Source organism: Nitrospirillum pindoramense (genome assembly GCF_007827955.1).
Classification (GTDB): domain Bacteria; phylum Pseudomonadota; class Alphaproteobacteria; order Azospirillales; family Azospirillaceae; genus Nitrospirillum; species Nitrospirillum amazonense_B.
This window is the reverse complement of the sequence record NZ_VITR01000009.1, coordinates 217,583-242,455: the sequence shown is the minus strand read 5'-3', so window position 1 is coordinate 242,455 and position 24,873 is coordinate 217,583. Positions and strand designations below refer to the sequence as shown.

Here is a 24,873-nt window from a genome sequence, read left to right as displayed (position 1 = left end):
TGGGGGGCGGACTGTCATTTCGCTTTGGATGCCGACGATGCGCGATGGTCGCGGCGGTGTTTCATTGGGCGACCGGACTCACGGGGCCGCCCGGACCGGGACGCGGTGCCGGTTGGCCGCCGTCTCGAAGGGGGGCGCGTCCTCGATTTCCGCCAGCTGCGACAGGATGTGGCCGGGCATGGCGTCGCCCACGAACTTCTGCAGCACCGGGGTGTGGTCGAAGACCCAGTCCCGCACCGGACGCAGAGCCTTGGGCATGTGGTGGAAGGCGCGGCCGGTATGGTACGCGCCCTGGCTGACCTGGGCGGTGTGCGGCTTGCGCCTGTCCTCGTATCGTTGCAGCGCCTGGCGGACCGCCTCTGTGTCGGAGAGCGACACGGCGTCCAGTTCGCGGGCCAGGAAATACCCGTCCTCGATCGACATCCCGGCCCCATACGCCGCATAGGGGGAGGTGGGATGGGCCGCGTCGCCCACCAGGGTGGCGCGCCCCTTGGACCATTGCTTCAAGGGTGGGCGGTCCCGGATCTCCCACCGCTGCAGATGGGCCACGGGGGTCGCGTCAATCAGGTCACGCACCCGTTGGGTGAAGCCCCTGGCCCGATCCCTGCTGTAGGCGAGAAGGTCGCCGGGCGGTGGCTGGGAGGGGTCGCAGGCCTCCAGCACCCACCACTCATAGCCCCATTTCCCCTCGTGCCGGATGGGGGTGTAGCTGACCTGGGTGGTGCGGTTGTGGGCGATGACCCCCCGGCCCTCCGGCGGCGTGTCCAGGAACAGATAGCCGCCGACCAGATGCAGGCGCTGGTGGCGGATGGGGGCGTCGCCCCACAGCCATTTGCGGACAAAGGAGTTGATGCCATCGGCGCCGACCAGCACATCGGCTTCGAAATTCTGGCCGTTGGCGAAGGTCAGGTGGACCTTGCCGGCCCCATCCCGCACGCCGGTCAGCGTGTGATCCAGGCGCAGGACGCCCGGGGGCAGGGCATCGACCATGCGCTTGTAAAGTCCCCAGCGCAGCAGGCCGATGAAGCCCCCGCCATATTCCCGCTCCACCTCGGGCGGCAGGATCACCTCGGCGCGGACCTTGCCGTCATGACGCTCGAAAAAGGTACGGCAGGGGGCGCCCAGATCCTCGGTATCAACCCCGATGAGCTTAAGTATTTTCTGAGGCGGTGGCCAAAGGTTCAGAATATTGCCGGCGGCCTTGATCTCCGTGGCCCGCTCGAACAAGGCGACGTTGAATCCCAGTCGAATAGCGGCAAGTGCCGCGGCCATGCCCCCGGGCCCTGCGCCCACGATGGCGATGGTTCCCTTGATGGATGTTCCCATCAAGCCCTCCCGTTTTATTATCGGATTACCCGGATTTTTTGGCCGGGGATAGGTGCGTCAACCAATCTAAGCAATGCTTAGATTAAGCCGTGCGGCCTGTCAAGCGGGCGTGCGCGGCGGGAAACGGATTGGGGGTCGGGCGCGCAGCCGGCGGGTCGCCGGATGGCTTGATCAGCTGCCGGCCAGGGCGCCCCTGACAACGGATTTCACGACGGCGTCGGCCGCCTCCTGACCCATTTCGTAAGGCTTCACCATCTGCTTATTGCGCAGTGTGGCGAAGCCGTAGAGCGTCGACCAGATCGCCAAAAGCCGGAACGAGAACTCCTCTTCCGACATCGACGGCACGGCGGTCATGATGGCGTCTTTCAGCAATGAGAACCCGCGAAACTGTGCTTCCCGGATCGCGGGGTCCAGTTCCGGCCGGGTGAGTTCGCTCTCGTACATCAGTTCGAACAGCCGGGGGTTTTGTATCGCGAACGTCAGGAATTGGTGGCTGGTCGCCGTCAGGTATTCCACGGGGTCGGATGTGGCCCGTCCTTGCCCGACGCTCGGGCGGATCAGACGCTCATAACCCTCCAGGGCCAATGCCAGCAGCAGCGAGCGGCGGTCGGCGAAATGATGGTAGGGCGCGCCGGATGAAACGCCCACCCGGTTCGCCAGGGTACGGACGGAAAGCGTATCGTGCCCGTGCTCGGCGACATATCCCAGCGCGGCCTCGATAAGGTCCCGTCGGAGATTTTCCCTGTGATACTGGCTCGAAGCGGCGCTCTTTCTGGCCATGGCCTTCCCCGGTGACATGGATTGGATGGGCCGTGCGCCGAAGTTTTTCTGTCAGGCAAACATCACGCGCTTGGTCGCGCCGTCTCGCGGGGCCCCCGTCTTGCTGTAACGTGGTGGTGCCGACCCGTCAACGCTGCTTGCCCGTCCATCTGTCAACAGGGCGCCGCCGGCCGGTCCGTGGGAAAGTGGGCCGGCGGGTGTCGGTTTGCCATCGCCCCGTTCGTCGTTCCGATGCCAGGCCGTCGGCCCGGCCCAACCCCCAGGGAGACTGGCGATGCGCGTGATGGTGCTGGTGAAGGCGACCGAGGACAGCGAAAGGGGGCTGCCGCCCAAGGACTGGATGGATGCGATGATGGCGGCGATGGGCCGCTTCAATGACGACCTGCGCGAGGCCGGCATCCTGGTCATGGCGGAGGGGCTCACGCCCAGCGCGCGGGGCAAGCGCGTGGCCTTCGATGGTCCGCACCGCACGGTGATCGACGGCCCGTTTCCCAACCCGCGCGACCTGGTCGCCGGCTTCTGGCTGTGGGAGGTCAAGGACATGGAAGAGGCGGTCGCCTGGGTAAGGCGCTGCCCCAACCCCATGATGGGCCCCAGCGAGATCGAGATCCGGCCGCTGTACGGGCCGGAGGATCTAGGGGTGGCCTGACGGTCGCGCCTGGGGGACGTCACACCCCCATCGCCTGCCACATCTCCCGTTCCTGGCCGTCGGGGTCCAGGGCCACCTGGCATTGGCTGTTCAACAGCATGACGGCGCGATCCTTGATGTTGTAGCGGGGCCAAGCGGGCTGCCTGGCGGCGGTGGGCACGCCGCTGCGGGCGAAGCTGGTGAAATAGCCGCTGACGGCCTTGGAGGCTTCCACCAAGCCAGGGCCGTCACCCTGCAGGTCCGGCATTTCCGTGTTCAGGAAGGTGACGGAGATGTCGGTGGCGTGGCCGGCGCGCAAGGTCCAGTCCGTGCCCTTGATGGCGATGTTGGACGGGAAGTCGTTGCGGTAGCGATAGACGGGGGCCGCCTGCGCGGCCTTGCGATCGGCGATGGCGACGGCACCGTTGCCCATGCTGATGGCGGTCTCGATGGCGATGCCCTGTTCCACCGGCGTGGCGTCGGGCCGGGTCCGCCGGTAGGTTGCCAGGACACGTTGCGCGTCGTCGCCCAGGGCACGTCGCATATGGGCGTCCAGTCCGGCGGCATCCATGTGGAAAAACGCCGGGTGGTCGCGTTCGAAAAAGGTGGCCTCATCCCGCATAGTGCCGATCAGCAGCGGTATGCCGGCCGCGATGGCGGGCGCCGCCGGGTCGAAAGGATCATGGGGCAGTGTGGTCCCGTCCACCACTGGACCCCATCCGCCGGGCTTGGCGGCACGAAGGGTCGCCAGGCTGGGCCGGGGCGGGGGATGGCTGGCCCGCCATTCCGGGGTCGGCACGGCCAGGGGCCCCTGGCCCTTTTCGGCGGCCAGTTGCAGGGCCAGCAGCTTGTCCGCCGGCACGTCGTGCAGCCTGGTGAAGTCCTTGGGTGCGATATCCAGTGCCGCCAGCACGCGGCGGGTCGTTTCCGTCGCCACCTCCCTCGGCAAGCCGCGCAGCAGGTGGCCGCTTTGCAGGCCGGCCTTGTGGTACAGCCCTTGAGAGGCCGGCATGGCCATGACGGCGCAGGTCTTGGCACTGCCGCCGGACTCGCCGAACACCATGACATTGCCGGGGTCGCCGCCGAAGGTGGCGATGTTGTCCTTAACCCAGCCCAGCGCCGCGATAATGTCGAGGATGCCCTGGTTGCCGGAAGTGGCGTAGTCCGCACCCCCCAGGTCACCCAGATAAAGATAGCCCAGCAGCCCCAGCCGGTGATTGGTCGCCACCACCACCACGTCGTAGGTCGCGGCCAGGCGGGCGCCGTCCTGGATGCGCTGGCCACCACTGCCGGTGGTGAAGCCACCGCCGTGGCAGTAGACCATGACCGGCCGCTTGGCGCCGTCGTTCACCGCCGGGGTCCAGACGTTCAGCACCAGGCAGTCTTCGCTGTAGGCGGGTTCGTGCTCCCCGTAGGTGGTGCCCGGCCCTTGCAGGGCCGGCGGGCCCAGCAACGTCGCGTCCCGCACCCCCGTCCATGGCGACACCTTGGGCGGGGCCTTGAAACGGTTCCGGCCCGAGACGGGACCCGCGTAGGGAATGCCCCTGAAGGCCAGCGCGCCCCGGTCGTGTCCACCCCGCACGCGGCCCGCCGTGGTTTCAAGCTCCACGAATGGCTCTGTCGTCCTGGTGAACCAGATGCCGTCGTCGGCACGGGCTGGAATCCAAAAATAGGGGGCGGTCGCCACGGCCGCACCCGCGCGCAACACGGCGCGGCGGTTGAGGGATAGGGGCACGTTTATCCTCCCGTTTCATTTTATGGGCCGGCAACGGGTCCCGGCCAAGGAACCAGCGGCGGAACCAGCGACGGCCTTCCTGATAACGGTAACATAAATGCCGCGATGGGCAACCGCCGGGGCGGCGGGACCTGGCCGGGAATATCGGGGGCGTTTGACGCTCACCCCGCCGAGTGGATCATTTCCACCCGGTTACGGCCGGCCTCCTTGGCGCGGTAGAGGGCGGCGTCGGCGCGGGCGTAGAGGTCGTCCAGCCCCTCGCCGTGGCGCAGTTCCGCCAGGCCCAGGCTGGCGGTGATGCGGATGGCGGCGCCCCCCTCGATCGGAACGCAGTCGTCGCCGATGGCCTGGCGCACCCGGTCGGCCAGCAGGCGGGCGCCCTGGGCCGCGGTATGTGGCATCACCACGGCGAATTCCTCCCCGCCGATGCGCCCCACCAGGTCGGTGCCGCGCACATGGCTGGCGATCATCCGGCCGGCGGTGGCCAGCACGGCGTCGCCACCGGGATGGCCGTGGGTGTCGTTCACGCGCTTGAAGTCGTCCAGGTCCAGGATGGCCAGCGTCAGGGGCGTGCCGTGGCGATTGGCCAGTGCCACCATATCCTGCGCACGTTCCATGAAGTGGCGGCGGTTGGCACAGCCGGTCAGCGGGTCGGTGGTGGCCAGGTGCAGCAGGCGGTCATTGGCGGCGCGCAAGTCGGCGGTGCGGTCCGCGATCTGGTGTTCCAGTTCCGCCTGCCGCCGCCGCAGGTAACGGGTGCGCCACCGCACCACCACCACCACCGCCAAAACCAGTAGCCCCGCGGCCAGCAGCCGCACCCATAGGCGCTGGTACCAGGCCGGCGTCACGCGCAGCGGCAGGGCCATGTCCCGTTCCGTCCACAGGCCGTCGCGGTTGCTGCCCCGCAGCCGCAGGGTGTAGTTGCCCGGCGGCAGGTTGGAATACAGCGCCAGGCGGCGGGTCACGTCGGCCTTGATCCACCCGGAATCATAGCCCTCCAGCTGGTAGGCGTAGAGGTTCCGGCCCGGTGACGTGTAGTCCAGGGCGGCGAACTCCACCGCCAGGCTGTCCGTCTCGGGGGTCAGGACCAGGGGCGCATCCTTCTTCAGCCGCCCCACGGGATAGGCTTGGCCGCCCACCCGCAGGTCGGTGATGACCACGGGGGCCGCGAAGCGCCAGGCGGGCAGGGTGCCGGGACGCACCACGGTCAGCCCGCCCTTGGAGCCGAACAGCGCCTCACCGGCCGGGGTGGCGGCGCTGGCGCCCACGAAATAGTCCACCAGGGCGGACCCATCAGCCCGGCGCACCGCCCGGATTTCCAGGGTTTGCGGGTCGATGCGCGCCAGGCCGTCGTCGGTGCCGGCCCAGATGACGCCCTCCCCATCCATCTGCAGGCTGCACACATTGGGGTGGGGCATGCCCTGGGCGATGCCGAAGTGGCGGAAGCGCGGCTTGCCGTTCGCGTCGCGTCCGGTCATCAGCGCCAGGCCGCCGCCGAAGGTGCCCACCCACAGGCGCCCCTGGCGGTCGATAAGCAGGCTGGAGATATAAGGGTCGGGCAGGCCCTGGGGGTCTTCCGGGGCAGGGGCTATGTGTTCGACCTTGCCGGTGGCCAGGTCGAAGTGGTTCAGTCCGTTCCGGGTGCCGATCCACAGTTCATGATCGCCGACGGTAAGCAGGGCACGGATGGTGCGATCGGACAGTTGCTCCTGATCGTGGGGGGCTCCACCGAAGACCGGGCGCCCCGGCGTGCCGCCGGGACCGTCCATGGAATAGCTGTGGAGCCCATCCTCTTCGCCGCCCACCCACAGCATGCCCTGGTGGATGACAATGGTTTCGGTCGGAGCGGCGGGATCGCGGCCCGAAAGGGTGACGCGGCGCACGGCCAATGCCGCCGCATCGGCGCGGTAAACACCGCGCCGCGTGGCGATGTACACGCGGCCCGCCTCATCCTGGGTCATGGAATAGACGATGTCGGGGGGCAGCGCGTCCTCCGGCCGCCCGGGATCGGGGCGCAGCGCCGCCACCCGCCCGGCCAGTGGGTCGATCACATCGACGCCGCCATCGAAATACCCCAGCCAGACGTGGCCGTCGCGGGCCGCCATCACGGCGAACACGTCGCTGGCGCTCAGGCCTCCGGGCCGGCTGCCGCCGAACACGGTGGCGATCAGGCCGCTGTCATGGGGGTGGTAGCTGAGGCCGCCTGTGCCGCCCACCCACAGCGACCCCGCGCTGTCGCGCATCAGCGCCCAGATGTCGTCATGGGCCAGGCTGTTGGGCTGGGTGCGGTCATGGCGGATGGGCCGCATCGCGCCCGTGCGGGTGTCGATGACGACGATGCTGCGGTTGCGCAGACCTACCCAAATCTCATCGGGACCCGCGGCGCAGATGGCGGAGATCCAGCCCATCAGGTCGGTGGCGCCGGGATTCACCGCGTGCGGGGACGCGCCCGGCGTGTCGATGACGAACAAGCCTTGGCGGATGGTCCCGATCCAGATGCGCCCGTCACCATCCTGGAACAGGACCGAGACGTTCGTTGGCTGCGTGTCGGCGCTCGTGGCCTGGGGCAGCGGCACCGCCGTGAAAGTGGCACCGTCCGGGGCCCGATAGGCCAAACCCCGGGCCGTGCCCACCCACAGGCCGCCGGCGCCGTCGCGCAGCACCGCCTGCACCCGGCCAGCTGGCAGATCGCCCACCTGCGGCGCGCCGGCGCGCAGGGCGGTCACCGCCCTGCTGGCGATGTCCAGGTGGCGCAAACCGTCCTCGGTTCCGATCCACAGGCCGTGATCGCCGTCGCCGGTGATGGCGCCGATGTCCGGCCGGCCGGCGATGGGGCCTAGGGGTATGGTTTCGAACCTGTCGCCGGCGGCGTCGTATAGCGCCAGGCTGTTGGTGCCCACCCACAGGTGGCCGTCGGGGTCGACGAACAGGCTTTTGACGAAGTCGCTGGGCAGGCTGCCAGCCACGGCCAGGTCGGCGGTGTAGCTCTTGAAGCGGTATCCGTCCCAGCGGGCCAGGCCGCTTTGCGTCCCCACCCAGATGAAGCCGTCATGATCCTGCACAAGGGCGGTGGGCACCGGGTGGGGCAGCCCCTGGTCCCGGCCATAATTCTGGAACACCGTTTCCGCTAGGCCTGACCACCGCTCCATCCCGGCGGCCCAGGCATGAGGGTAAAGACCGGCCCCGGCCATCAGCAGCGCGATACCGCACAACCGGATGCCGCGTATGAGGGAACCGCCTATCCGCGCCACGCTCAAGATACTGCCGCCCATCATTCACACAATGCATGGGACCATAACATGCGGGGCGTGTCTTAACACCCGCCGCTTGCTACCGGCACGCTATCTTCTGGTCAGGGCATCGGGAATTTTCAGCGGATCTCAGGTGGCTTTTCAATATCTTGCTCTCGTCGGGCCTTGTGCCGCACCGGGGTTTTGACCCATCGTTCGCCCAACAAAGGAACATGGGGGCATCCGTTGCGCACTTCCCTGGTGGCCGTCCTGGCCCTGACCCTGGTCGCGAATGGGGCGTTGGTCACGACCATCGCATCCGCCGCACCCGGCGCGCCTGTCGCCGCAACTCCGCCCGCCCTGCAGGGCCTTCCCCTCCAGGATGGCCTGATGCCGGTCCGGGTCGACAAGACCCAGGGCAAGATCTTCCTGACCCTGCCGGCGCCGGGCAGCGACGGTGTGATGGCGCGGTACCTCTACACGCCGGCGCTGCGCACGGGCCTGGGCTCCGCCCCCACCTTCCTGGACCGGGGACGCATCGGGCAGACGCAGGTGCTGGCCTTCCGCCTGGTGGGCGCCAAGGTCGCCCTTCAGTTCGAGAACCCGCGCTTCCGCAATCCCACGGCCGCCGGTCCCAGTGCCGACTTCGCCACCTCCATCGTCTGGATGGGGGATGCCGTGGCATTGCCCGACGGGCGGGTGGCGGTGGACATCGCCAAGTTCCTGACCGCCGACATGCTGGGCATCGCCAAGTCGCTGGGGCAGGAGGGCGACGCCATCGGCACCGGCGGCGCGCCGCAGGGGGCGGGCCGGGGCTTCAGGCTGGACGGGGGCTTGAGCGCCGCCGATCCCGCCTCGCTCAAGCTGTTTCCCGACAATCTGGAGGTCGACGCCATCCAGACCTACACTTCCGATCATCCGGGGGCGGAGGTGGAGAACATTGCTCCCGACGCCCGGCAGGTCAGCTTCACCGTCCATCACAGCTTCGTGCGCCTGCCAGGCCCCGGCTTCACCCCGCGCGCCTTCGACCCCCGCATGGGCGGCTTCTCCACCCAGGCGGTGGATTACGGCCGCCCCCTGGGCCAGGACGTGGTGCACGACGTGGCCAACCGCTTCCGCCTGGAAAGGGTGGACCCGGCCGCCGCCCGTTCCCGCGTCAAGAAACCCATCGTCTTCTACCTGGACCGCACGGTGCCGGAGCCGATGCGCACCGCCCTGCTGCAGGGCATCAACTGGTGGGCGCAGGCCTTCGAGGCCGCCGGCTACATCGATGCCTTCAAGGCGGAGCCGCTGCCCGAGGGCGTGGACCCCATGGACGTGCGCTACAACATCGTCAACTGGGTGGACCGCGCCACCCGCGGCTGGTCCTACGGGCAGGAGATCGTGGACCCGCGCACGGGGGAGATCGTGAAGGGCATGGTGGTCTTAGGCTCCGAACGGGTGCGGCAGGACATCCTGATCTTCCAGGGCCTGGTGGGGGCGGACAAGATCGGGACCGGCGGGCCCAACGATCCGGTGCAGGTGGCGCTGGCCCGTTTGCGCCAATTGGGCGCGCATGAGGTGGGGCACGCCCTGGGCTTCGCCCATAACTTCGCCGCCAGCACCCAGGGCCGCGCCTCGGTCATGGACTATCCCGCCCCGCGCATCGGCCTGGTGGATGGCCACCCCGACCTGTCGGACGCCTATGGCACCGGCGTGGGCGCCTGGGACAGGGCGACGGTGGATTGGCTGTACGGAACCGCGCCGGCCGGCCAGGACGACCAGGCGGCGGCCGACGCCAAGGCCGCGGCGGCGGTGGCGGCCGGCCTGCGCTATGTCCAGGACGACAACGCCCGCCGGCCGGACACGGCCCAGCCCTGGGGTGGCCTGTGGGATGACGGTGCCGACCCGGTGGCGGAGCTGACCCGCCTCATGGCCGTGCGCCGCGCCGCCATCGAGCAGTTCGGCCTGAGGGCGCTGGCGCCGGGGGAGGCGGTGGCCGAGCTGCGCCGCCGCTTCGTGCCCATCTGGCTGTTGCACCGCTATCAGGTGAACGCCGCCGCCAAGTCGGTGGGCGGCGTCACCTTCGCCTATGCGGTGAAGGGCGACGGGCGGGAGGCGTCGGTGCCCGTGGCCGCCGATGCCCAGCGTGCCGCCCTGTCGGCCCTGCTCGCCACCCTGTCGGCCGATCAGTTGCGCGTGCCGGCCGGCCTGCTGCCCCTGCTGTCCGCCGCGCGCAACGGCAGCGACAACCGCCAGTTCGATATCGAGCTGTTCGCCACCGCCGGCGGCCCGGTGTTCGACCCGCTGGTGGCGGCGGACGTCGCGGCCTCCGTCACCCTCAACACCCTGCTGGCGCCCAGCCGCCTGGCGCGGCTGGCGGTGCAACACGCCGCCGATCCCCAGGCGCTGGGGGTGAATGAGGTGCTGGAGCGGCTGGTGTCCACCGTCCTGCCCGACAAGACCGACGCCGTCAGCCGCCGGGTCGCCTATCGCGCCATCGTCACCATGGCCCAGGTGGCCCGCCGCCCCGGCACCACGCCGGAGGTGGCCGCCCTGCTGGACCAGCGCGTGCATGAGGTTGCCGAGGCGCTGGCCCGGGGACGGGGGGACGCGGAGGAGCGCGCCTGGGGCCTCAGCCTGGCCCGCCAGCTGCTGGACCCGCAGCAGGCGGACAAGCTGCTGGCCGACCGTTCCCGCGCGGTGGACGTACCGCCTGGCGATCCCATCGGCGGGGAAAGCGACTGGATGGATTTGCCCTGAGCGGCCAGGCTTCCCGCGAAAGCTCTGCCCACCCATATGTCGGGCGGGGCCGCGCGGCTCCGCCTGTTGAGGAAGGGGAAATGCCATGATGCGGCTGAACGATGACCTGACGGTGCGCACGGTGGTGCATGCCGGTGGCATGGAGTGGGTGCCCAGCCCATCCCCCGGTGTGGACCGCCGCATGCTGTCGCGTATCGGGGATGAGAAGGCGCGCGCCACCTCCATCGTCCGCTATGCCGCCGGCAGCCGCTTCCCCACCCATCGCCATCCAGGCGGGGAGGAGTTCCTGGTGCTGGAGGGCGTGTTCCAGGATGAGACGGGTGATTTCCCCGCCGGCACCTATGTCCGCAATCCGCCCGGCAGCGGCCACGCCCCGGGTTCCGCGCCCGGCTGCGTCATCTTCGTGAAGCTGTGGCAGTTCCGGGCGACGGATGCCGAGCGCGTCGTGCGCCAGCCGGGGGAGGGGGAGGCGCTGCCCGCCTGCCCTGGCGTCGAGCGGGCCCTGCGCCTGTTCGCCGATGGGCATGAGGAGGTGCGGCTGGAGGATTGGGTGCCAGACGCGGATGTGCGCCTGAGTAACCCGCAGGGCCTTGAGTTGCTGGTCCTCTCCGGTGGCTTCGCCGAAGGGGACGAGGCGTTCGGCGCCCAATCCTGGCTGCGCTTGCCCGCCGGCCAGGACCTGGTGGTCCATACCGGCGGGCAGGGGGCCCGCGTCTGGCTGAAGGCCGGGCCGTTGCTGCAACCCGACGTCTGCGCTTTCTGATCAGGCCAGGGCGGCCGGCACGCGGCGGGCGGGCCAGAAGCGGCTGTCGCGCAGCAGGCCGGCGGAGACCAGCGACACCAGCACGCCGACGGGGAAGATCTCGTTAAAGGTCATGGACAGCCGATAGAAGGGGTTGGCGTACTTCGCCTTCATCTTGTCCATCTCCGCCGTCAGGGCGGCCAGGGCCTCGTCCGAGGCGCCCTTGGCCTTCTGCTGGCTGATCATCGCCTGGGCGTAGTCGTTGACATAATCCATGTGGTGCAGGGCCTGCGTCACTTCCCACGCCAGGGCGTAGATCACCCCGCCGACGACGCTGATGCCCAGGCCCAGGAACAGGGCCGGCCAGAAACGGATGACGCCGCCCAATGTGGTATCGCGGTGGCGCTTCACCGCCAGGAAAATGGTGCTGAGCCCCACCAGCATGGTGGCATAGCCCAGGGCCATTTCGACGGCCATGGGCAGGTGGCCGTGTGGGACCGTGGTCAGCACCGCCATGGCCAAGCCGGAAATGAGGCCGGCGGCCAAGCCGTAGGTCAGGATTTTGCGCAGCATGCGAACGCCCCTTTGGTTCCGTGTTATCCGTGCCCCTCAGTGCCCCGCAAATCCGGCCGCGGGCAATCGCCCGAACGGGTGATTTGGCTGGAATCACCCATTGTTCAGGGCACCAGGCCCAGCTCGCGGGCGCGGTTGACGGCGTCGGTGCGGCGCTGGGCGCCCAGCTTCTCGAACAGCCGGGCCAGGTGCGTCTTCACCGTGTTGGGCGAGATGTCCAGCACCAGCGCGATCTCCTTGTTGGACCGTCCGGCGGCCAGCTCACGCAACACGGCCATCTCGCGCGTGCTGATGCCCAGCCCGGCCTGGGCCTGGACGTTGCCCTCGACCGGCAGCGGCGGGGCGGGGCGCATGAGCCGAACGCCCACCGCGACACCCAGGGCGAGGAAGCCGGCCGCGATCAGGAACAGGGTGATGTCGTCGGAATGGGCGCGGGCCAGACGCTGATAATCCAGCCATTGCAGCGCCATGGTACCGGCGGCCAGCGCCAGGCCATAGAGCGCAACGCGCCGCACGGACGGCAGCCAGTCCGCCCGGCGCTGGAGCACGGCCCGCATGCGCTGCGGCACCTGGGGCTGCGGCAACAGGGGACGGCGCATGGCTTTCCTTTTGGCTGATCAGACCATTCGCCATGAAGGTCCGTCGGCGACCGTCCCGCTGTCAAGCCGGCCTCAGCCGGCGGCGTAGGCCACGGCGATGCGGGCGGCCAGGGCGGCGTTGTTCTTCACCAGGGCGATGTTGGCCGTCAGGCTGCGACCGCCCGACAGCTCGTTGATGCGGGCCAGCAGGAAGGGCGTCAGGTCCTTGCGGCTGATGCCCCGGGAGTCGGCCTCCGCCACCGCGTCCGCGATGGTGCCGTCGATGAAGGCGGGGTCCAGGGCGTCGGCTTCGGGAATGGGGTTGGCGATCAGGATGCCGGTGCCGCAGCCCAGATCGCGATGCAGGCGCATGGCGGCGGCGATCTCCTCGGCGCTGTCCAGGCGATGGTCGGCCTTATGGCCGCTGCTGCGGGTGAAGAAGGCGGGGAAGTCGTCGCTGCCATAGGCGATGACGGGCACGCGCTGGGTTTCCAGGAACTCCAGCGTCTTGGGGATGTCCAGGATGGACTTCACCCCGGCGCAGACCACGGTGGTGGGCGTGCGGCCCAGCTCCGTCAGGTCGGCGGAGATGTCGAAGGTGGCCTCCGCCCCCCGGTGTACGCCCCCCACGCCACCGGTGGCGAACAGGGGGATGCCGGCCAGGTCGGCGAGGCGCATGGTGGCGGACACGGTGGTGCCGGCGCTGCCCCGCCGCACCATGACGGCGGCGAGATCCCGGCTGGACGCCTTCACGACCCCCTTGGCCTGGGCCAAATCCTCAAGCTCCTCCGCCGTCAGGCCGGCGCGGGCCACGCCCCGAACCACGGCGATGGTCGCGGGTACGGCGCCGTTGGCGCGCACCACATCCTCCACCGCCAGCGCCGTTTCCAGGTTGGCGGGGTAGGGCATGCCATGGGTGATGATGGTGGATTCCAGCGCCACCACCGGCCGGCCGGCGGCCAGCGCGTCGGCGACCTCGGGGCTGAGGACGGGTTTCAGAAGAGACATCGGGGACCTCAAATCGTCAGGCGGTGCAGGTAGGCGTCAAGCAGGTGCGGTGACAGGCCGGGGTGGACGCTGGCGGCGCTTTCGGTGGTCAGCGCGCCCACCAGGGCGCCCATCCTGGCGGCGGCGGTCAGATCGTCGCCGGCCACCAGTCGGGAGAGGGTGCCGGCGATCATGGCGTCGCCGGCGCCGGTGGTGTCCAGGGGCTGGGCGGGAACGGCCGGGATATGGGCGGCGACGCCATCGCTGGCGATGGCCGTGCCCATCGCCCCCAGCGTGACGACCGTGCCGCCGGTACCCCGCGCCCGCAGCGCCAGGGCCGCCGCCACGGCGCCTTCAGGGCCGGCATGGTGGCTGCCCAGCAGGGCGTTGGCCTCATCCAGGTTCATGAACAGCAGGTCGATGCCCGCCAGGTTACGGGGCAGGCGCGCCAGCTTGGGGATGGAGACGGCGTCGATGGCGAGGTTGAAGCGCGCGCCCTGTCGCCGCCTGGCCAGGGCCGCCAGTGTTTCGGCCGGCAGGTTGCAGTCGGCGAAGACCCAGCTGGCCGCCGCCAGATGCGCCCAGGCGCGGTCCAGCAGGGTCGGTGTGAACAGGTCGAATATGCGCATGTCGGCGGCGGCCAGGGCCAGGTCGCCGTCCGGCCCCAGAATGGCGGCGTATTCGGCGGTGGGGGCCTCGCCAGTGGTCACCGCCTGGCTGACATCCACGCCGAGGCCCCGCAGATGGCCCAGGATTTCGCGGCCGGCCTCATCCTCCCCCACGATGGAAACCAGGGCGGTGGGCACGGCCAGGCGGGCCAGGTTCTCCGCCACGTTGCGGGCGACGCCGCCGGGGCTGCGCACCCCGGTCACGGGGTTGGAGGTGGCGGGAACCAGGGTGGCCAGCGCCTGGTACTTGCGATCCAGCACGGCGCCACCCAGGCATACCACGCGGCGGCCCGCCGGCAGGATATAGCCCCGGCCCAGCAGCAGGCCCTTCTGCGTCAGGCTGACGACATGGGCGGCGATGGTGGAGCGGGCCAGGCCCAAGGCGTCCGCCATCTCTTGCTGGCTGGCGAAGGGGTTGGCTTCGATGGCGGCTAAAACCGCGCGTTCCTGGTCGGTAAGGGTCGTCATGCCGATGGGCCCGGTGGCGGCTTCGCCTGCTGCGCAAAGGGCTATCTAAACATCTGTTTTACAAAAAACAATTGTTTGAGCGCGTTTGGCATGCTTCTGGTTGTGTATGTCCCTTATCACAACTCGTAACTTAATACGTCTTGGCCGGCGACGCCGATTTGTCCATACTCCAGGTTGTCTATTTATATATTAATGCGTTTATGACGGGCAATGCGTCGGACGCCTTGATGGGGGATGGAATGCGGCGATCAATGACGGCGATGGCACGCCGGTGGGGAATGTGCGCGGCCGTGGCGCTGGGGGTTGGGCTTGCGGCGGGGGCGGCGGCCGCCGACCCGCAGGTGGAAATCCTGGTGCATGGCGATGCCCGGACGGGCGCCCACTTCGACTATGTCACCTGGGCGCCCAGTCCGACCCTGGTGCGGGTGCGCGCCGGTTCCGGTTTGGCGCCGGACGCCACCGTCACCGTCGTGCTGACCAACGGCGCCGCTCCGGCCGACGGCAAGGGCCATGTCAACTTCGCCCTGACGACGGACGAGTATAGGAAGGCGGTGGAGGGGGGCGGCGCCAAGGACCAGATCACCCTGACGCTGAAGGCCGACGGCACGCCCCAGCCCATCATCGTGGCGGGTGATTTCCCGCATTTCAGCCGGAACGACAAGGACACGCCCATCGTCGCGCACCTGGGCACCGCCGCCGGGCCGGAGGTGGGCGGCGCCACGGTCATGGTGCGGGTGCGCCGCAATGAGGAGACGCTGAGCGCGGAGGAGCGCAGCCGCTTCCTGTGGGCGCTGGCGGCGTTGCGCTTCCAGAAGTCGCCGGACCCGCGCTGGAAAGACACCTATACCTTCCTGGTCGAGATGCACGACATCGGCGCGCGGGGCATCATGGAGCCGGAACCGGAGCTGTCGGCCAAGGGCTATCCCGACCAGGAACACAAGGCGGCCGCCTTCGTGGCCTGGCATCGGGCCTTCCTGCTGGAGATGGAGCGCGCGCTACAGAAGATCGATCCGGCGGTGACGCTGCCCTACTGGCCCATGTACTACTCCCCGGGGAAGGACGGGGCGACGGTGTTCCACGCCGACTTCACCGGCGCCAACACCGTGGCCAATGACCCGGATTTCATGGCGACGGACCTCATCCGGTTCGACGCCGGCAACCCTTTGTACGGCTGGAACATACCGGGACGCGGGCCGCTGATGCGCTGGCGCCAGGATCGCAACAACGTCAAGCTGTTCAACACGCCCGGCATGCTGCTGGACAAATCCAAGGCGGGGCTGAAGTCCAACTATTCCTTCATGGCGGGATCGGTGGAGGCCAACCCGCATAATGTCGGCCATGGTTGGTCTGGTGTGTGGATGTCGAACTGCATGATCTCCCCCAGCGATCCCATGTTCTGGCCGTTCCACACCTACTTCGATTGGGTTTGGGCCGCTTGGCAGCAGCATTACGACCGTTTCCGGTCCGATGGCGCCGATCCCGCCCAATATTGGCCTAACGACGCCTATGCCGACGGCAACCCCAGCAACCAGACCAATCCGCTGGGCCATCATCTGCGCGACACCATGTGGCCGTGGAACGGGGACATCCAGCCCACGCCGGTGGCGACCTTCAGCGCCCGCCGCCCGCCGGAGACCGTGGGGGGGCCGTTCGCGGCGTCGGGCGTGCCGGGTCTGTGGCCGCAGACCCCGGCCAAGCCCACGCCGGGCGCGTTCATCGACTACGCCGGTTATGTCACGTCCGATACCGACAGCGGCGTCGGCTATGACAACCTGCCCTGGTCGCCCAAGCAGCAGGCGCAGCCTTTCCAGGGGAACACCGCCCCCCCGCCGGCCGCGCTGGCCGTCTTCCTGGCCAAGGACCGCCCGGCGGCGGAACGGGTGGAGCAGGGGGGCCAGGTCGACTTGGCCGCAGCCTTGGATGCCGAGACCGCCGTCGCAGGCGTCGCGCTGGCGACGGGCGAGGATCCTGAGGTGCGTGCTGCGGCCCTCGACATTCTGGCCCGCGTCGACACCGCGACCGCGGTGGAGACGGCCTACAAGGTCGAGGGCGACGCCAAGAGCCCCACCCTGGCCCATACGGTGGAGCGGGTGCGCGCCATGAGCATGTTCGCCAACCGGCCGCTTGAGGCGCCGGCGCTGGCCGTCCCGGCGGCGCCCAAGACGGTGTCGGTACTGGACAAGGCCTTGTACAGCGCCGCCCGGAACGGCGTGCCCGACAACAATCAATGCCTCGTTGGCAGCCTGACGGTGGAGTTGCAGAATTTCCTGGCGAAGCCGACCAACGCCGTGCGCATGTTCCCACAGGATGCGGCGGCCTTCATCGCCTCCACCAACCTGTTCGAGGCGGTGCCGGCGGCCAACAGCCACCATGTGCATGAAGAGAACGCCGACGATTGCAAGCCCCCCTTCTCCAAGGCCGCGACGCTGGACACCATGCGCCGCATCCTGAAGACCAGTGCCACGACGCCCACCAGCGTCGGCGTCGATTGGTGGAGGACCAAAGCGATGGCCGTCACCGTGCTGGCCAATGCCGGCGATGGGGGCACCGTCAACCTGGTGAAGGACCTGGCGATGGATGCCAAGGCCACGGTCGATGCCCGCGCGGCGGCCGTGAACAGCCTGCGGCATATGAACGAAGTGGTCTTCGAGATTGTGGTGAGCAGCCTGGATCGGGACCCGAAGGCACCGTCCGAGCTGAAGGCGCAGGCCATCGCCGCTGTTGGCGCTTATGTCCAGGACCATGGCCGCGACCTGCGGGCGGACCAGCGCGCGCGCCTTGCCCACCTGCTGGCTACCGTGTCGGCCCAATCGCCTGAGGAACGGGCCGCGCTGGCCACGGCCCAGCGTATGCTGGCCCTGGCCGCCGGCTGATCCCATTCGTCTCATCCTCGACCGGACGGCGCGGTCCGTAGGCCGCGCCGTCCAGCCCCTTGAAGGAACAGTCCCATGGCCAATCCCCCGAACTTCGCCGACGTGCAGACCATCCTGTTCACCATCACCGCCTCGCAGGACGACATCCAGGAGCGGATCGAAATCTACGGCCGCCATGATGCCCAGGGCCGCTACAGCTGGGAAACCGAGCAAGAACTGCTGACCTCCATCGCCAACCCCCACGGGAAAGGCGACGTGCGGCTGATTCCCAACCTGAATTATGCCGCCATGACCGACGACGAGATCACCAAGCAGTGCACGCTGGTGTCCAAGCTGTCACCCGGTGCCGACGGCAGTGACCCTGCCATGCCGCCGCTCAGCCCCGCCACGGCGCGGCGCTATGCCAGGCCGGATGAGCTGGCCACCATCCGCGACTGGCTGCGCACCCTGCCTTATCCCCGCGGATTCTGATCCATTCCCCGCGACTCAGTGGGCGTCATTTGGGATACGATATCCTCCGTCGGTTGCGCTGGACGGCCCCTTGGGGCCATTCATCAACCCTGGGTCCGGGCCAAATGGCCCCCTGGTGCGGCGGTCGGCGTCCCACCCTTGCGGGGCGCCGCCGCCCATGGTCTAAAAGTCGCCATCAGGCACTAGAGATGCCGACCGATCAGGGGACCATCCTTCATGCGCATCACCACGTTCGTCTCGTGCTTCGCCCTGCTCATGGCCATGGGCGCCCCCACCTACGCCGCCGACAAGCCGTCCGACAAGCCCGCCCAGTCGGCGTCGAAGGATGATGGCGACCTGGCGCCGTTCCCGGCGCCGAAGTCGGTCAAGCAGACGGCCACCATTGCCGGCAAGCGGGTGGAATACACGGCCACCGTCGGGTCCCTGCCGGTGAAGGATGAGAAGGGCAAGACCATTGGCGAGGTGGTGTATACCGCCTACACCGTGGCCGGTTCCGGCGCCGCCTCCCGCCCGGTGACCTTCGCCTTCAACGGCGGTCCCGGCGCTTCCTCCGTTTATCTGAACTTGGGCGCCATTGGCCCCAAGCAGGTAGCCTTCGGCAAGGCCGGCGACAGCCCGTCCGACCCGGCCATCCTGAAGGACAACGCCAACAGCTGGCTGGACTTCACCGACCTGGTGTTCATCGACCCCATCGGCACCGGCTTCTCCCGCACCCGGGTGGATGAGGAGCAAACCAAGAAGGCGTTTTACACCGCCGATTCCGACATCCATTACCTCAGCCGCATCATCTATGACTGGCTGCTGACCAATAACCGCCTGACCAGCAAGAAGTACCTGGTGGGTGAGAGCTACGGCGGCTATCGCCTGCCGCGCCTGGCCTATTACCTGCAAAGCCGTATCGGCGTCGGCGTTTCGGGCATGACCCTGGTGTCGCCCTATCTGGACCCGCCCGCCATCGGTGAGGCCGACGCGCTGTCGCCCCTGCCTTGGATGATCAACCTGACCGCCATGGCCGCCGGCAATTTCGAGCGCCAGGGCAAGCCCCTGAACGAGACCACCATGGGCCCGGTCGAGAAGTACGACCGGACGGAGTTCATGACCGACCTCATGGCCGGCCCGCGCGACAAGGCCGCCACCGACCGCCTGTCCGCCAAGGTGGCGGACCTGACCGGCCTGGACCCCAAGCTGGTGCGCCGCATGAACGGCCGGGTGGATATCGGCACCTATCTGCGGGAAATCCACCGCGCCGAGGGCAAGGTGGGCTCGGTCTACGACAGCAACGTCACCGCCTACGACCCGTTCCCGTCCAGCGCCGAGGCCCGCTACAACGATCCGCTGCTGGACGGCCTGATCGCCCCCACCACCTCCGCCATGGCGGATTTCGTCACCAACCAGGTCGGCTGGAAGGTGGAGGCGCGCTACAACGCCCTGTCCTATGAGGTCAATGAGGCCTGGACCCGCGACCATGAGGACAGCCCGGTCACCGACCTGCGCAAGGCCATCGCCAACGACCCCAAGATGGCGGTGACCATCGTCCACGGCTGGAACGACCTGTCCTGCCCCTACTTCGGCTCCCGCCTGCTGATCGACCAGATGCCGACCTTCGGCGTGGCGGAACGGGTGAAGCTGCGCATGTACCCGGGCGGCCACATGTTCTACGCCCGCCCGGACAGCGGCGCCTCCTTCCGCAAGGACATCATGGCGATGTACGACGCGAAGTGACCGCCTGATCCGATTTAAGAGTGCGCCGGCCGGGACCCGTTCCCGGCCGGTTTCATTTAGGGGCCAGGGGCGCTCACGCGATCCGTGTTCCGGTGCCGGGATCGAACAGCAGCGGCGCGTCCGGCGGCACGACCATGCCCACAACTTCACCTGGCGCCAGGCGGCGCCCGTCCATGGTGAACAGCTTCAGTCGTTGAGCGCCGATGGCCAGGTGCGCCACTTGGCCGGTGCCGGTGGTCTCTACCACGTCAACGCGCGCCGCGACCCCCTCGGCGGGATCGGCCAGGGCCAGGCGTTCGGGGCGCAGGCCCAGGGTGACAGTGGCGCCGGGTGCCAAGCCGGCGGGCGGAGGCACGCGGGCCAGCGTCTGGCCTTCCACCACCAGGGCGCCGTCGGCTGCCAACGTCGCGTCCAGGAAGTTCATGGGCGGGGAGCCGAGGAAGCCGGCCACGAACAGGTTGGCGGGGGTGTCGTAGAGATCCTGGGGGCTGCCCACTTGTTGGATGGCGCCGTCGTTCAGGGCGACGATGCGGTCGGCCATGGTCATGGCCTCCACCTGGTCGTGGGTGACATAGACGCTGGTGGCGCCCAGCTCGCGGTGCAGCTTGCGGATCTCATAGCGCATCTGCTCCCGCAGGCGGGCGTCCAGGTTGGACAGGGGCTCATCGAACAGGAAGGCCTTGGGGTTGCGCACGATGGCCCGGCCCATGGCCACGCGCTGGCGCTGGCCGCCGGACAGGGCCTTGGGCTTGCGCTCCAGCAGATTGGTCAGGCCCAGCTTCACGGCGGCCGCCTCCACCGCCTGGGTGATCTCGGCCGGGGGCAGGCGGCGCTGCTTGAGCGCGAAGCTCATGTTCTCCCGCACCGTCATGTGCGGGTAGAGGGCGTAGGACTGGAACACCATGGCCAGGTCCCGGTCCTTGGGCGCCACGTCGTTCACCAGCCGGCCGTCGATGTGGATCTGGCCGCCGCTGGGTTCCTCAAGCCCGGCAATCAGGCGCAGCAGGGTGGACTTGCCGCAGCCTGACGGCCCCATCAGGGCCACGAACTCCCCCTCCCGGATTTCCAGGTCGATGCCGCGCAGCACCGGGCCGCCGCCGTAATCCTTGCTCACTCGGGACAGGGTGATGGTGGCCATGGGGATGGGTCAGCCTTTCACGGCACCGGCCGTCAGGCCCTGCACCAGATAGCGTTGGATCAGCAGGAAGAAGGCGCCGACCGGCAGCAGGGCCAGCACGCCGGCCGCCATCATCTGCCCGAAATCGACCGAGAATTTTGAGACGAAGCCCAGCAGCCCGGCGGGGAAGGTGCTGACGGCGGCGGAGGAGTTCAGCATCAGGCTGAACAGCAGCTCGCTCCACGCCGCGGTGAAGACGAAGCCGCCGGTGGCCGCCAGCCCCGGCAGGGTCAGGGGCAGGATGACGTGCCGCAGGGCCTGGAAGCGGGTGGCGCCGTCCATCATCGCCGCCTCCTCCAAATCCTTCGGAATGGCCTCGAAGAAGGATTGCATGAGGAAGGCGGCGAAGGGGGTGTTGAAGGCGGTGTAGACCACCACCAGGCCGGTCAGGCTGTTGGTCAGGCCCAGTGGCGCCAGCAGGCGGAAGATGGGTGCCACGATGATGATCAGGGGGAACATCTGGCTGATCAGCATGACCCCCACCACCCAGGCCTTGCCCCGGAAGCGGAAGCGCGAGAAGGCGTAGCCGGCGGCCGACGCGGCGGCGGTGGCCAACAGGCCGGTCGCGGCGGAGACGATCAGGCTGTTGCGGAAGAACAGCGGAAACTGGCTGTGGCGCAGGACGGCCCCGTAATGGTCCAGCGTCACGCGGGACGGCCATAGCCGCACGCCCTCGCCATACATCAGATCGTCGGGCGTCAGCGACACCTTCAGCAGCCAGAACAGGGGGAACAGGGCGAAGGCGACGAAGGCAGCCAGCGCCAGGGCGTGCAGCACGCGGGGCAGCACGCGGGCAAAAGTCTTGTTCATGCCCGCTCCGTCATCGCGTGGCGCAGCACCATGACGGCGGCGGCATAGGCCAGCAGCAACAGCAGCAGCACGGCGGCCACGGCGGAGGCATAGCCGAAGTCCAGGCGCTGGAAGGCCAGGGTGAAGATGTAGCTGGACAGGATCTGGGTGGCGTCGGCCGGTCCGCCCTTGGTCATAACCACGATCAGCTCGGCGAAATTGGCCACCCACACAGTGCGCAGCATGACGGTGATGGCGATGGTGGGCGCCAGCAGGGGCAGGGTGACGCGGCGGAAGCGCAGCAGCGGCCCGGCGCCGTCCATGGCCGCCGCCTCATAGATGTCCTTGGGAATGGACTGCAAGGCGGCCAGCAGGGTGATGGCGAAGAAGGGGATGCCCCACCACACATTGGCGGCGATGGGGCCCCACAGCGCCAGGTGCGGGTCGGACAGGATGTTCTGCGGCGTGGCCAGCAGGCCCAGGCCCTGCAGCCAATGGGGCAGGGGACCGATCACCGGGTTGAACAGCCAGGCCCAGGTGAGGCCGGAGAGGAAGCCCGGCACCGCCCAGGGCAGGAAGACCAGGGCCTGCACCAGCCCGCGCCCGGGGAAGGGCCGGTTCAGCAGCAGCGCCAGGATAAGGCCGAAGGTGAATTGCAGGGCCACCGACACCGCCGTCCACACCACCGTGTTGCGCAGCGCCGTCCAGAAGCCGTCGTCGTCCAGCAACTCCCGGAAATGGTCCAAGCCGACGAAATCGCCGCTCAACGGGTCCAGCAGGATCAGGTCATGGAAGGCGTAGGACAGGCCGGTGACCAGGGGCACCAGCATGATGGCGGCGATCAGCAGCAGCGACGGGGCGGTGTAGAAATAAGGTTCCAGCTTCAGGGCCAGGGCGCGGCTCATGGCTTCACCCCTTCTGCCTGCTTGCGCCGGGCCTTGGTCAGATAGGCGGCCCACTGCTTGTTCATGGTGGCGGGGCTGATCTGGCCCAGCAGCGCCTGCTGGCTGCTGCGCACCACCAGGCTGTCGGCGAAATAGGCGAAGCCCGGCAGATAGGTGGGCATCAGCGTGGGCACCACGTCCGGGTCCGCCAGTTCCGCGAACCAACCCTGATAGATGGCGCCGGCGTACAGCGGGTCGTGCGCGGCGGCGGTGTAGATGGGCAGCGCGCCGGTCTGCTGATTCCAGGCCAGGTTGCCGGCGGGGTCGTTCAGGGCCACCACCAGATCCCAGGCCAGATCCTTGTGCGCGGACCGCTTGAAGATGGACCAGCCGGCGAAGCCCAGGGTGGGATAGGCTTTGCCGTTGGGGCCCTTGGGCCAGGGCGCCACGCCGAAATCCTCCGCCTTCATGCGGGCCTTCAGCGCGATCAGGGCGTCGGGGTCCTGGTCCACCATGGCGCAGGTGCCGGTATAGAAGCCGGCCACCACCTCGTTGAAGCCCCAGTTGACGCTGTCCTTGGGCGCCAAGCCTTTCTGGTACAGGTCTATCAGCCAGCTGGTGCCGGCCACCCAGCCGGGATCGTTCAGGGTGCTGGTGCCGTCGTCATGGAAGAAGGCGTTGCCGCCGGCGATGCTGGCACCGAACATGACCCAGCCGTTCAGGCCGCCCGGCCCGCCGCGCAGGCAATAGCCGGACTTGCCCGGCAACTGGGCGATCCGGGCGGCGTCGGCGTGCAGCTCCTCCAGCGTCTTCGGCGGCTCGGCGATGCCCGCCTGCCGGAACACCGCCTTGTTGTAGTACAGGGCGCGCAAATAGAAGCCGTAGGGCAGCATGTAGGCGGTGTCGGCCACCGACCGCGCCACGGTCAGGGCCCGGTCGTTCAGGCCCTTGGTTTCCGGCCACCCCGCCAGATAAGGCTCCAGGCTCTCCAACTGACCATTGCCGGCATACAGGGACAGCCAGCGGTCCGGCATCTCCACCACATCGGGGATGTCGCCGGCCGCCACCATGGTGGCCAGCTTCTCAAACGCCGATCCCCAGGCCAGGGAGGTGATCTCCACATGGGTGCCGGGGTGGCGGGCCTCGAACCCCGCCACCAGATGCTTCAGCGTCTCCGTCCGCTCCGGGCTGCTGAGCACCTCCACCAGGCGCAGCTCCTCGGCGCGGGCCGGAAGCGCGGACAGCGCGAGAGCCAGGGTGAGGAGCAGCCGCTTCAGCATCATCAGCGTGCCCGGTCGCGTTTCTGGGCTACCCGCAAGGCCTGGTCCAGGTCGGCCCACAGCGCCTCCGTCCCTTCCAGCCCGACATGCAGGCGCACCATGGTGGCCGGCACGCCGAAATCGAGGGCGGAGTTGGGGCCGGCCGCCTGGACGTGGGTGACCAGCGCCGGCACCACCAGGCTTTCATGCCCGCCCCAGCTGACGCCCAGGTGGAACAGGTCCAGCGCGTCGCACAGGGTGGGAATGTCGATGCCATCATCCACGGTGAAGGAGAACAGGCCCGAGGTGCCGGTCAGGCCCGGCGGCAGGGGGGCCATCAGCGCCGGATGGTGCACCTTGGTGACGTTGGGATGCTCGGCCAGCCGCCGCGCCAGGGTCAGGGCCGACGCCTCGTGCGCCTTCATGCGGATGGGTAGGGTGCGCAGGCCGCGCAGCAGCAGCCAGGCCTCGAACGGCCCCAGCTTGGCGCCGATATAGGGGCAGATGGAACGGCGGATGAGGCCGGTTAGTTCCTGCCGGCCCGCCACCACGCCCGCCACCGTGTCGCTGTGCCCGCCGATGTATTTGGAGGCGGAGTGCAGCACCAAATCCACCCCCAGCGCCGCCGGCCGCTGGAAGACGGGCGTGGCCCAGGAATTGTCGATCAGGCTGATGGCACCGTGCTTCCTAGCCAGGGCCGCCAGGGCCGCCACGTCGTGCGCCTCCATCATCCAGCTGTTGGGGCTTTCCAGGTACAGCAGGCGGGCGCCGGGCAAGGCCGCGTCCACGGCGGTCAGGTCGGCGCCATCGACGTACGTCGTGGTGATTCCCCACTTCTTCAGCAGCGTTTCGAACAGGCGATAGGCGTCCGGATAGACATGGCGGACGCAGACGACGCGGTCGCCCGGCTGCACGAAGGCCAGCACGGCGCCGGAAATGGCGGCCATGCCGCTGGGGAAGCCGATGGCGTCCTCCGTCCCCTCCAGCGCGGCCATCTTGCGCTCGAACTCCGTCACCGTGGGGTTGGTGGTGCGGGAGTAGACGTTGCGCGCCTTCTTGCCGGCGTAGGTGTCCGCCATTTCCTGGAAGCTGCCGAAGGTGAACAGCGAGGTCTGGACGATGGCCGGCACCACCGCCTCATAGGCATGCGCGGCCTCGTCATGCGCCACCAGGCGCTGGGCACGGGCGACGGGATCGTCAGGCGGTTCGATCATGGGGACGTTCCGGTTTTGGGGACGGGG

General features: G+C 68.7%; 19 protein-coding genes. 6 read left to right on the top strand and 13 right to left on the bottom strand.

The window, feature by feature from the left end; all coding sequences use genetic code 11:
- Nucleotides 1–78: 78 nt before the first annotated feature.
- A complete protein-coding gene (locus FBZ90_RS16755; protein ID WP_145733811.1) occupies nucleotides 79–1,326 on the bottom strand; it encodes an FAD-dependent oxidoreductase in 1,248 nt (415 codons plus the stop codon).
- 171 nt (nucleotides 1,327–1,497) lie between these two features.
- Nucleotides 1,498–2,106, bottom strand: a complete 609-nt coding sequence (locus tag FBZ90_RS16750; RefSeq protein ID WP_186455856.1) for a TetR/AcrR family transcriptional regulator — start codon at nucleotides 2,104–2,106, stop codon at nucleotides 1,498–1,500.
- Between the two features lie 274 nt (nucleotides 2,107–2,380).
- Between FBZ90_RS16750 and FBZ90_RS16745 the strand changes: the two genes are divergently transcribed.
- Nucleotides 2,381–2,755 carry a YciI family protein gene (locus FBZ90_RS16745; protein WP_145733809.1) on the top strand — a complete coding sequence of 125 codons (375 nt, stop codon included), beginning with the start codon at nucleotides 2,381–2,383 and terminating at the stop codon, nucleotides 2,753–2,755.
- Nucleotides 2,756–2,774: 19 nt separating this feature from the next.
- On the opposite strand, the gene FBZ90_RS16740 is transcribed toward FBZ90_RS16745, so the two are convergent.
- On the bottom strand, nucleotides 2,775–4,469 hold the full coding sequence (locus FBZ90_RS16740) for a carboxylesterase/lipase family protein (protein WP_211102093.1): 1,695 nt from the start codon (nucleotides 4,467–4,469) through the stop codon (nucleotides 2,775–2,777).
- 161 nt (nucleotides 4,470–4,630) lie between these two features.
- Complete coding sequence (locus tag FBZ90_RS16735; RefSeq protein WP_211102092.1) at nucleotides 4,631–7,744, bottom strand: ligand-binding sensor domain-containing diguanylate cyclase; 3,114 nt, start codon at nucleotides 7,742–7,744, stop codon at nucleotides 4,631–4,633.
- A gap of 201 nt (nucleotides 7,745–7,945) precedes the next feature.
- On the opposite strand from FBZ90_RS16735, the gene FBZ90_RS16730 reads away from it, so the two are divergent.
- Together FBZ90_RS16730 and FBZ90_RS16725 are read left to right on the top strand one after the other, a co-directional pair.
- Nucleotides 7,946–10,441 carry a zinc-dependent metalloprotease gene (locus FBZ90_RS16730; protein WP_211102091.1) on the top strand — a complete coding sequence of 832 codons (2,496 nt, stop codon included), beginning with the start codon at nucleotides 7,946–7,948 and terminating at the stop codon, nucleotides 10,439–10,441.
- Between the two features lie 85 nt (nucleotides 10,442–10,526).
- Nucleotides 10,527–11,204 (top strand): cupin domain-containing protein, encoded by a 678-nt coding sequence (locus FBZ90_RS16725; RefSeq protein ID WP_246130459.1) that lies wholly within the window; start codon nucleotides 10,527–10,529, stop codon nucleotides 11,202–11,204.
- Here FBZ90_RS16725 and FBZ90_RS16720 read toward each other — a convergent pair whose 3' ends face one another.
- The 4 genes from FBZ90_RS16720 to FBZ90_RS16705 all read right to left on the bottom strand — a co-directional run bounded on the left by FBZ90_RS16720 (nucleotide 11,205) and on the right by FBZ90_RS16705 (nucleotide 14,457).
- Complete coding sequence (locus tag FBZ90_RS16720; RefSeq protein ID WP_145733807.1) at nucleotides 11,205–11,756, bottom strand: DUF4199 domain-containing protein; 552 nt, start codon at nucleotides 11,754–11,756, stop codon at nucleotides 11,205–11,207.
- A gap of 104 nt (nucleotides 11,757–11,860) precedes the next feature.
- The gene (locus FBZ90_RS16715) at nucleotides 11,861–12,355 is read right to left on the bottom strand and encodes a LuxR C-terminal-related transcriptional regulator (protein ID WP_211102089.1); all 495 of its coding nucleotides are present in this window, start codon (nucleotides 12,353–12,355) and stop codon (nucleotides 11,861–11,863) included.
- A gap of 72 nt (nucleotides 12,356–12,427) precedes the next feature.
- Nucleotides 12,428–13,342 (bottom strand): pseudouridine-5'-phosphate glycosidase, encoded by a 915-nt coding sequence (locus FBZ90_RS16710; RefSeq protein WP_145733806.1) that lies wholly within the window; start codon nucleotides 13,340–13,342, stop codon nucleotides 12,428–12,430.
- Nucleotides 13,343–13,350: 8 nt separating this feature from the next.
- Nucleotides 13,351–14,457, bottom strand: a complete 1,107-nt coding sequence (locus FBZ90_RS16705; protein ID WP_145733805.1) for a carbohydrate kinase — start codon at nucleotides 14,455–14,457, stop codon at nucleotides 13,351–13,353.
- Nucleotides 14,458–14,747: 290 nt separating this feature from the next.
- Between FBZ90_RS16705 and FBZ90_RS16700 the strand changes: the two genes are divergently transcribed.
- The 3 genes from FBZ90_RS16700 (at nucleotide 14,748) to FBZ90_RS16690 (ending at nucleotide 19,523) form a co-directional block, all read left to right on the top strand.
- Nucleotides 14,748–17,330, top strand: a complete 2,583-nt coding sequence (locus FBZ90_RS16700) for a tyrosinase family protein (protein WP_186455855.1) — start codon at nucleotides 14,748–14,750, stop codon at nucleotides 17,328–17,330.
- Nucleotides 17,331–17,405: 75 nt separating this feature from the next.
- On the top strand, nucleotides 17,406–17,801 hold the full coding sequence (locus tag FBZ90_RS16695) for a hypothetical protein (protein ID WP_145733803.1): 396 nt from the start codon (nucleotides 17,406–17,408) through the stop codon (nucleotides 17,799–17,801).
- 216 nt (nucleotides 17,802–18,017) lie between these two features.
- The gene (locus tag FBZ90_RS16690) at nucleotides 18,018–19,523 is read left to right on the top strand and encodes a S10 family peptidase (protein ID WP_145733802.1); all 1,506 of its coding nucleotides are present in this window, start codon (nucleotides 18,018–18,020) and stop codon (nucleotides 19,521–19,523) included.
- Between the two features lie 73 nt (nucleotides 19,524–19,596).
- Here the strand turns inward: FBZ90_RS16690 and FBZ90_RS16685 are convergent, their stop codons facing one another.
- Genes FBZ90_RS16685 through FBZ90_RS16665 form a run of 5 tightly spaced genes read right to left on the bottom strand, consistent with a single transcriptional unit; the run spans nucleotide 19,597 to nucleotide 24,846 of the window.
- On the bottom strand, nucleotides 19,597–20,661 hold the full coding sequence (locus FBZ90_RS16685; RefSeq protein ID WP_145733801.1) for an ABC transporter ATP-binding protein: 1,065 nt from the start codon (nucleotides 20,659–20,661) through the stop codon (nucleotides 19,597–19,599).
- A gap of 9 nt (nucleotides 20,662–20,670) precedes the next feature.
- Nucleotides 20,671–21,510 (bottom strand): carbohydrate ABC transporter permease, encoded by an 840-nt coding sequence (locus tag FBZ90_RS16680; protein WP_145733800.1) that lies wholly within the window; start codon nucleotides 21,508–21,510, stop codon nucleotides 20,671–20,673.
- Nucleotides 21,507–22,394 (bottom strand): carbohydrate ABC transporter permease, encoded by an 888-nt coding sequence (locus FBZ90_RS16675; protein WP_186455854.1) that lies wholly within the window; start codon nucleotides 22,392–22,394, stop codon nucleotides 21,507–21,509. The genes FBZ90_RS16680 and FBZ90_RS16675 overlap by 4 nt, the downstream gene beginning before the upstream one ends.
- Nucleotides 22,391–23,656, bottom strand: a complete 1,266-nt coding sequence (locus tag FBZ90_RS16670; RefSeq protein ID WP_145733799.1) for an ABC transporter substrate-binding protein — start codon at nucleotides 23,654–23,656, stop codon at nucleotides 22,391–22,393. The genes FBZ90_RS16675 and FBZ90_RS16670 overlap by 4 nt, the downstream gene beginning before the upstream one ends.
- Nucleotides 23,656–24,846: an aminotransferase class I/II-fold pyridoxal phosphate-dependent enzyme gene (locus FBZ90_RS16665; RefSeq protein WP_145733798.1), complete on the bottom strand. Its 1,191-nt coding sequence runs from the start codon at nucleotides 24,844–24,846 to the stop codon at nucleotides 23,656–23,658. The genes FBZ90_RS16670 and FBZ90_RS16665 overlap by 1 nt, the downstream gene beginning before the upstream one ends.
- Nucleotides 24,847–24,873 lie beyond the last annotated feature (27 nt).

Bases quoted from the DNA above. Each gene is read 5' to 3' on its own strand.
- FBZ90_RS16670 (WP_145733799.1), bottom strand. From the start codon at position 23,656: ATGATGCTGAAGCGGCTGCTCCTCACCCTGGCTCTCGCGCTGTCCGCG.
- FBZ90_RS16735 (WP_211102092.1), bottom strand. From the start codon at position 7,744: ATGATGGGCGGCAGTATCTTGAGCGTGGCGCGGATAGGCGGTTCCCTC.
- FBZ90_RS16695 (WP_145733803.1), top strand. From the start codon at position 17,406: ATGGCCAATCCCCCGAACTTCGCCGACGTGCAGACCATCCTGTTCACC.
- FBZ90_RS16690 (WP_145733802.1), top strand. From the start codon at position 18,018: ATGCGCATCACCACGTTCGTCTCGTGCTTCGCCCTGCTCATGGCCATG.
- FBZ90_RS16715 (WP_211102089.1), bottom strand. From the start codon at position 12,355: ATGCGCCGTCCCCTGTTGCCGCAGCCCCAGGTGCCGCAGCGCATGCGG.
- FBZ90_RS16675 (WP_186455854.1), bottom strand. From the start codon at position 22,394: ATGAGCCGCGCCCTGGCCCTGAAGCTGGAACCTTATTTCTACACCGCC.
- FBZ90_RS16745 (WP_145733809.1), top strand. From the start codon at position 2,381: ATGCGCGTGATGGTGCTGGTGAAGGCGACCGAGGACAGCGAAAGGGGG.
- FBZ90_RS16755 (WP_145733811.1), bottom strand. From the start codon at position 1,326: ATGGGAACATCCATCAAGGGAACCATCGCCATCGTGGGCGCAGGGCCC.
- FBZ90_RS16685 (WP_145733801.1), bottom strand. From the start codon at position 20,661: ATGGCCACCATCACCCTGTCCCGAGTGAGCAAGGATTACGGCGGCGGC.
- FBZ90_RS16705 (WP_145733805.1), bottom strand. From the start codon at position 14,457: ATGACGACCCTTACCGACCAGGAACGCGCGGTTTTAGCCGCCATCGAA.
- FBZ90_RS16680 (WP_145733800.1), bottom strand. From the start codon at position 21,510: ATGAACAAGACTTTTGCCCGCGTGCTGCCCCGCGTGCTGCACGCCCTG.
- FBZ90_RS16710 (WP_145733806.1), bottom strand. From the start codon at position 13,342: ATGTCTCTTCTGAAACCCGTCCTCAGCCCCGAGGTCGCCGACGCGCTG.
- FBZ90_RS16720 (WP_145733807.1), bottom strand. From the start codon at position 11,756: ATGCTGCGCAAAATCCTGACCTACGGCTTGGCCGCCGGCCTCATTTCC.
- FBZ90_RS16750 (WP_186455856.1), bottom strand. From the start codon at position 2,106: ATGGCCAGAAAGAGCGCCGCTTCGAGCCAGTATCACAGGGAAAATCTC.
- FBZ90_RS16665 (WP_145733798.1), bottom strand. From the start codon at position 24,846: ATGATCGAACCGCCTGACGATCCCGTCGCCCGTGCCCAGCGCCTGGTG.
- FBZ90_RS16725 (WP_246130459.1), top strand. From the start codon at position 10,527: ATGATGCGGCTGAACGATGACCTGACGGTGCGCACGGTGGTGCATGCC.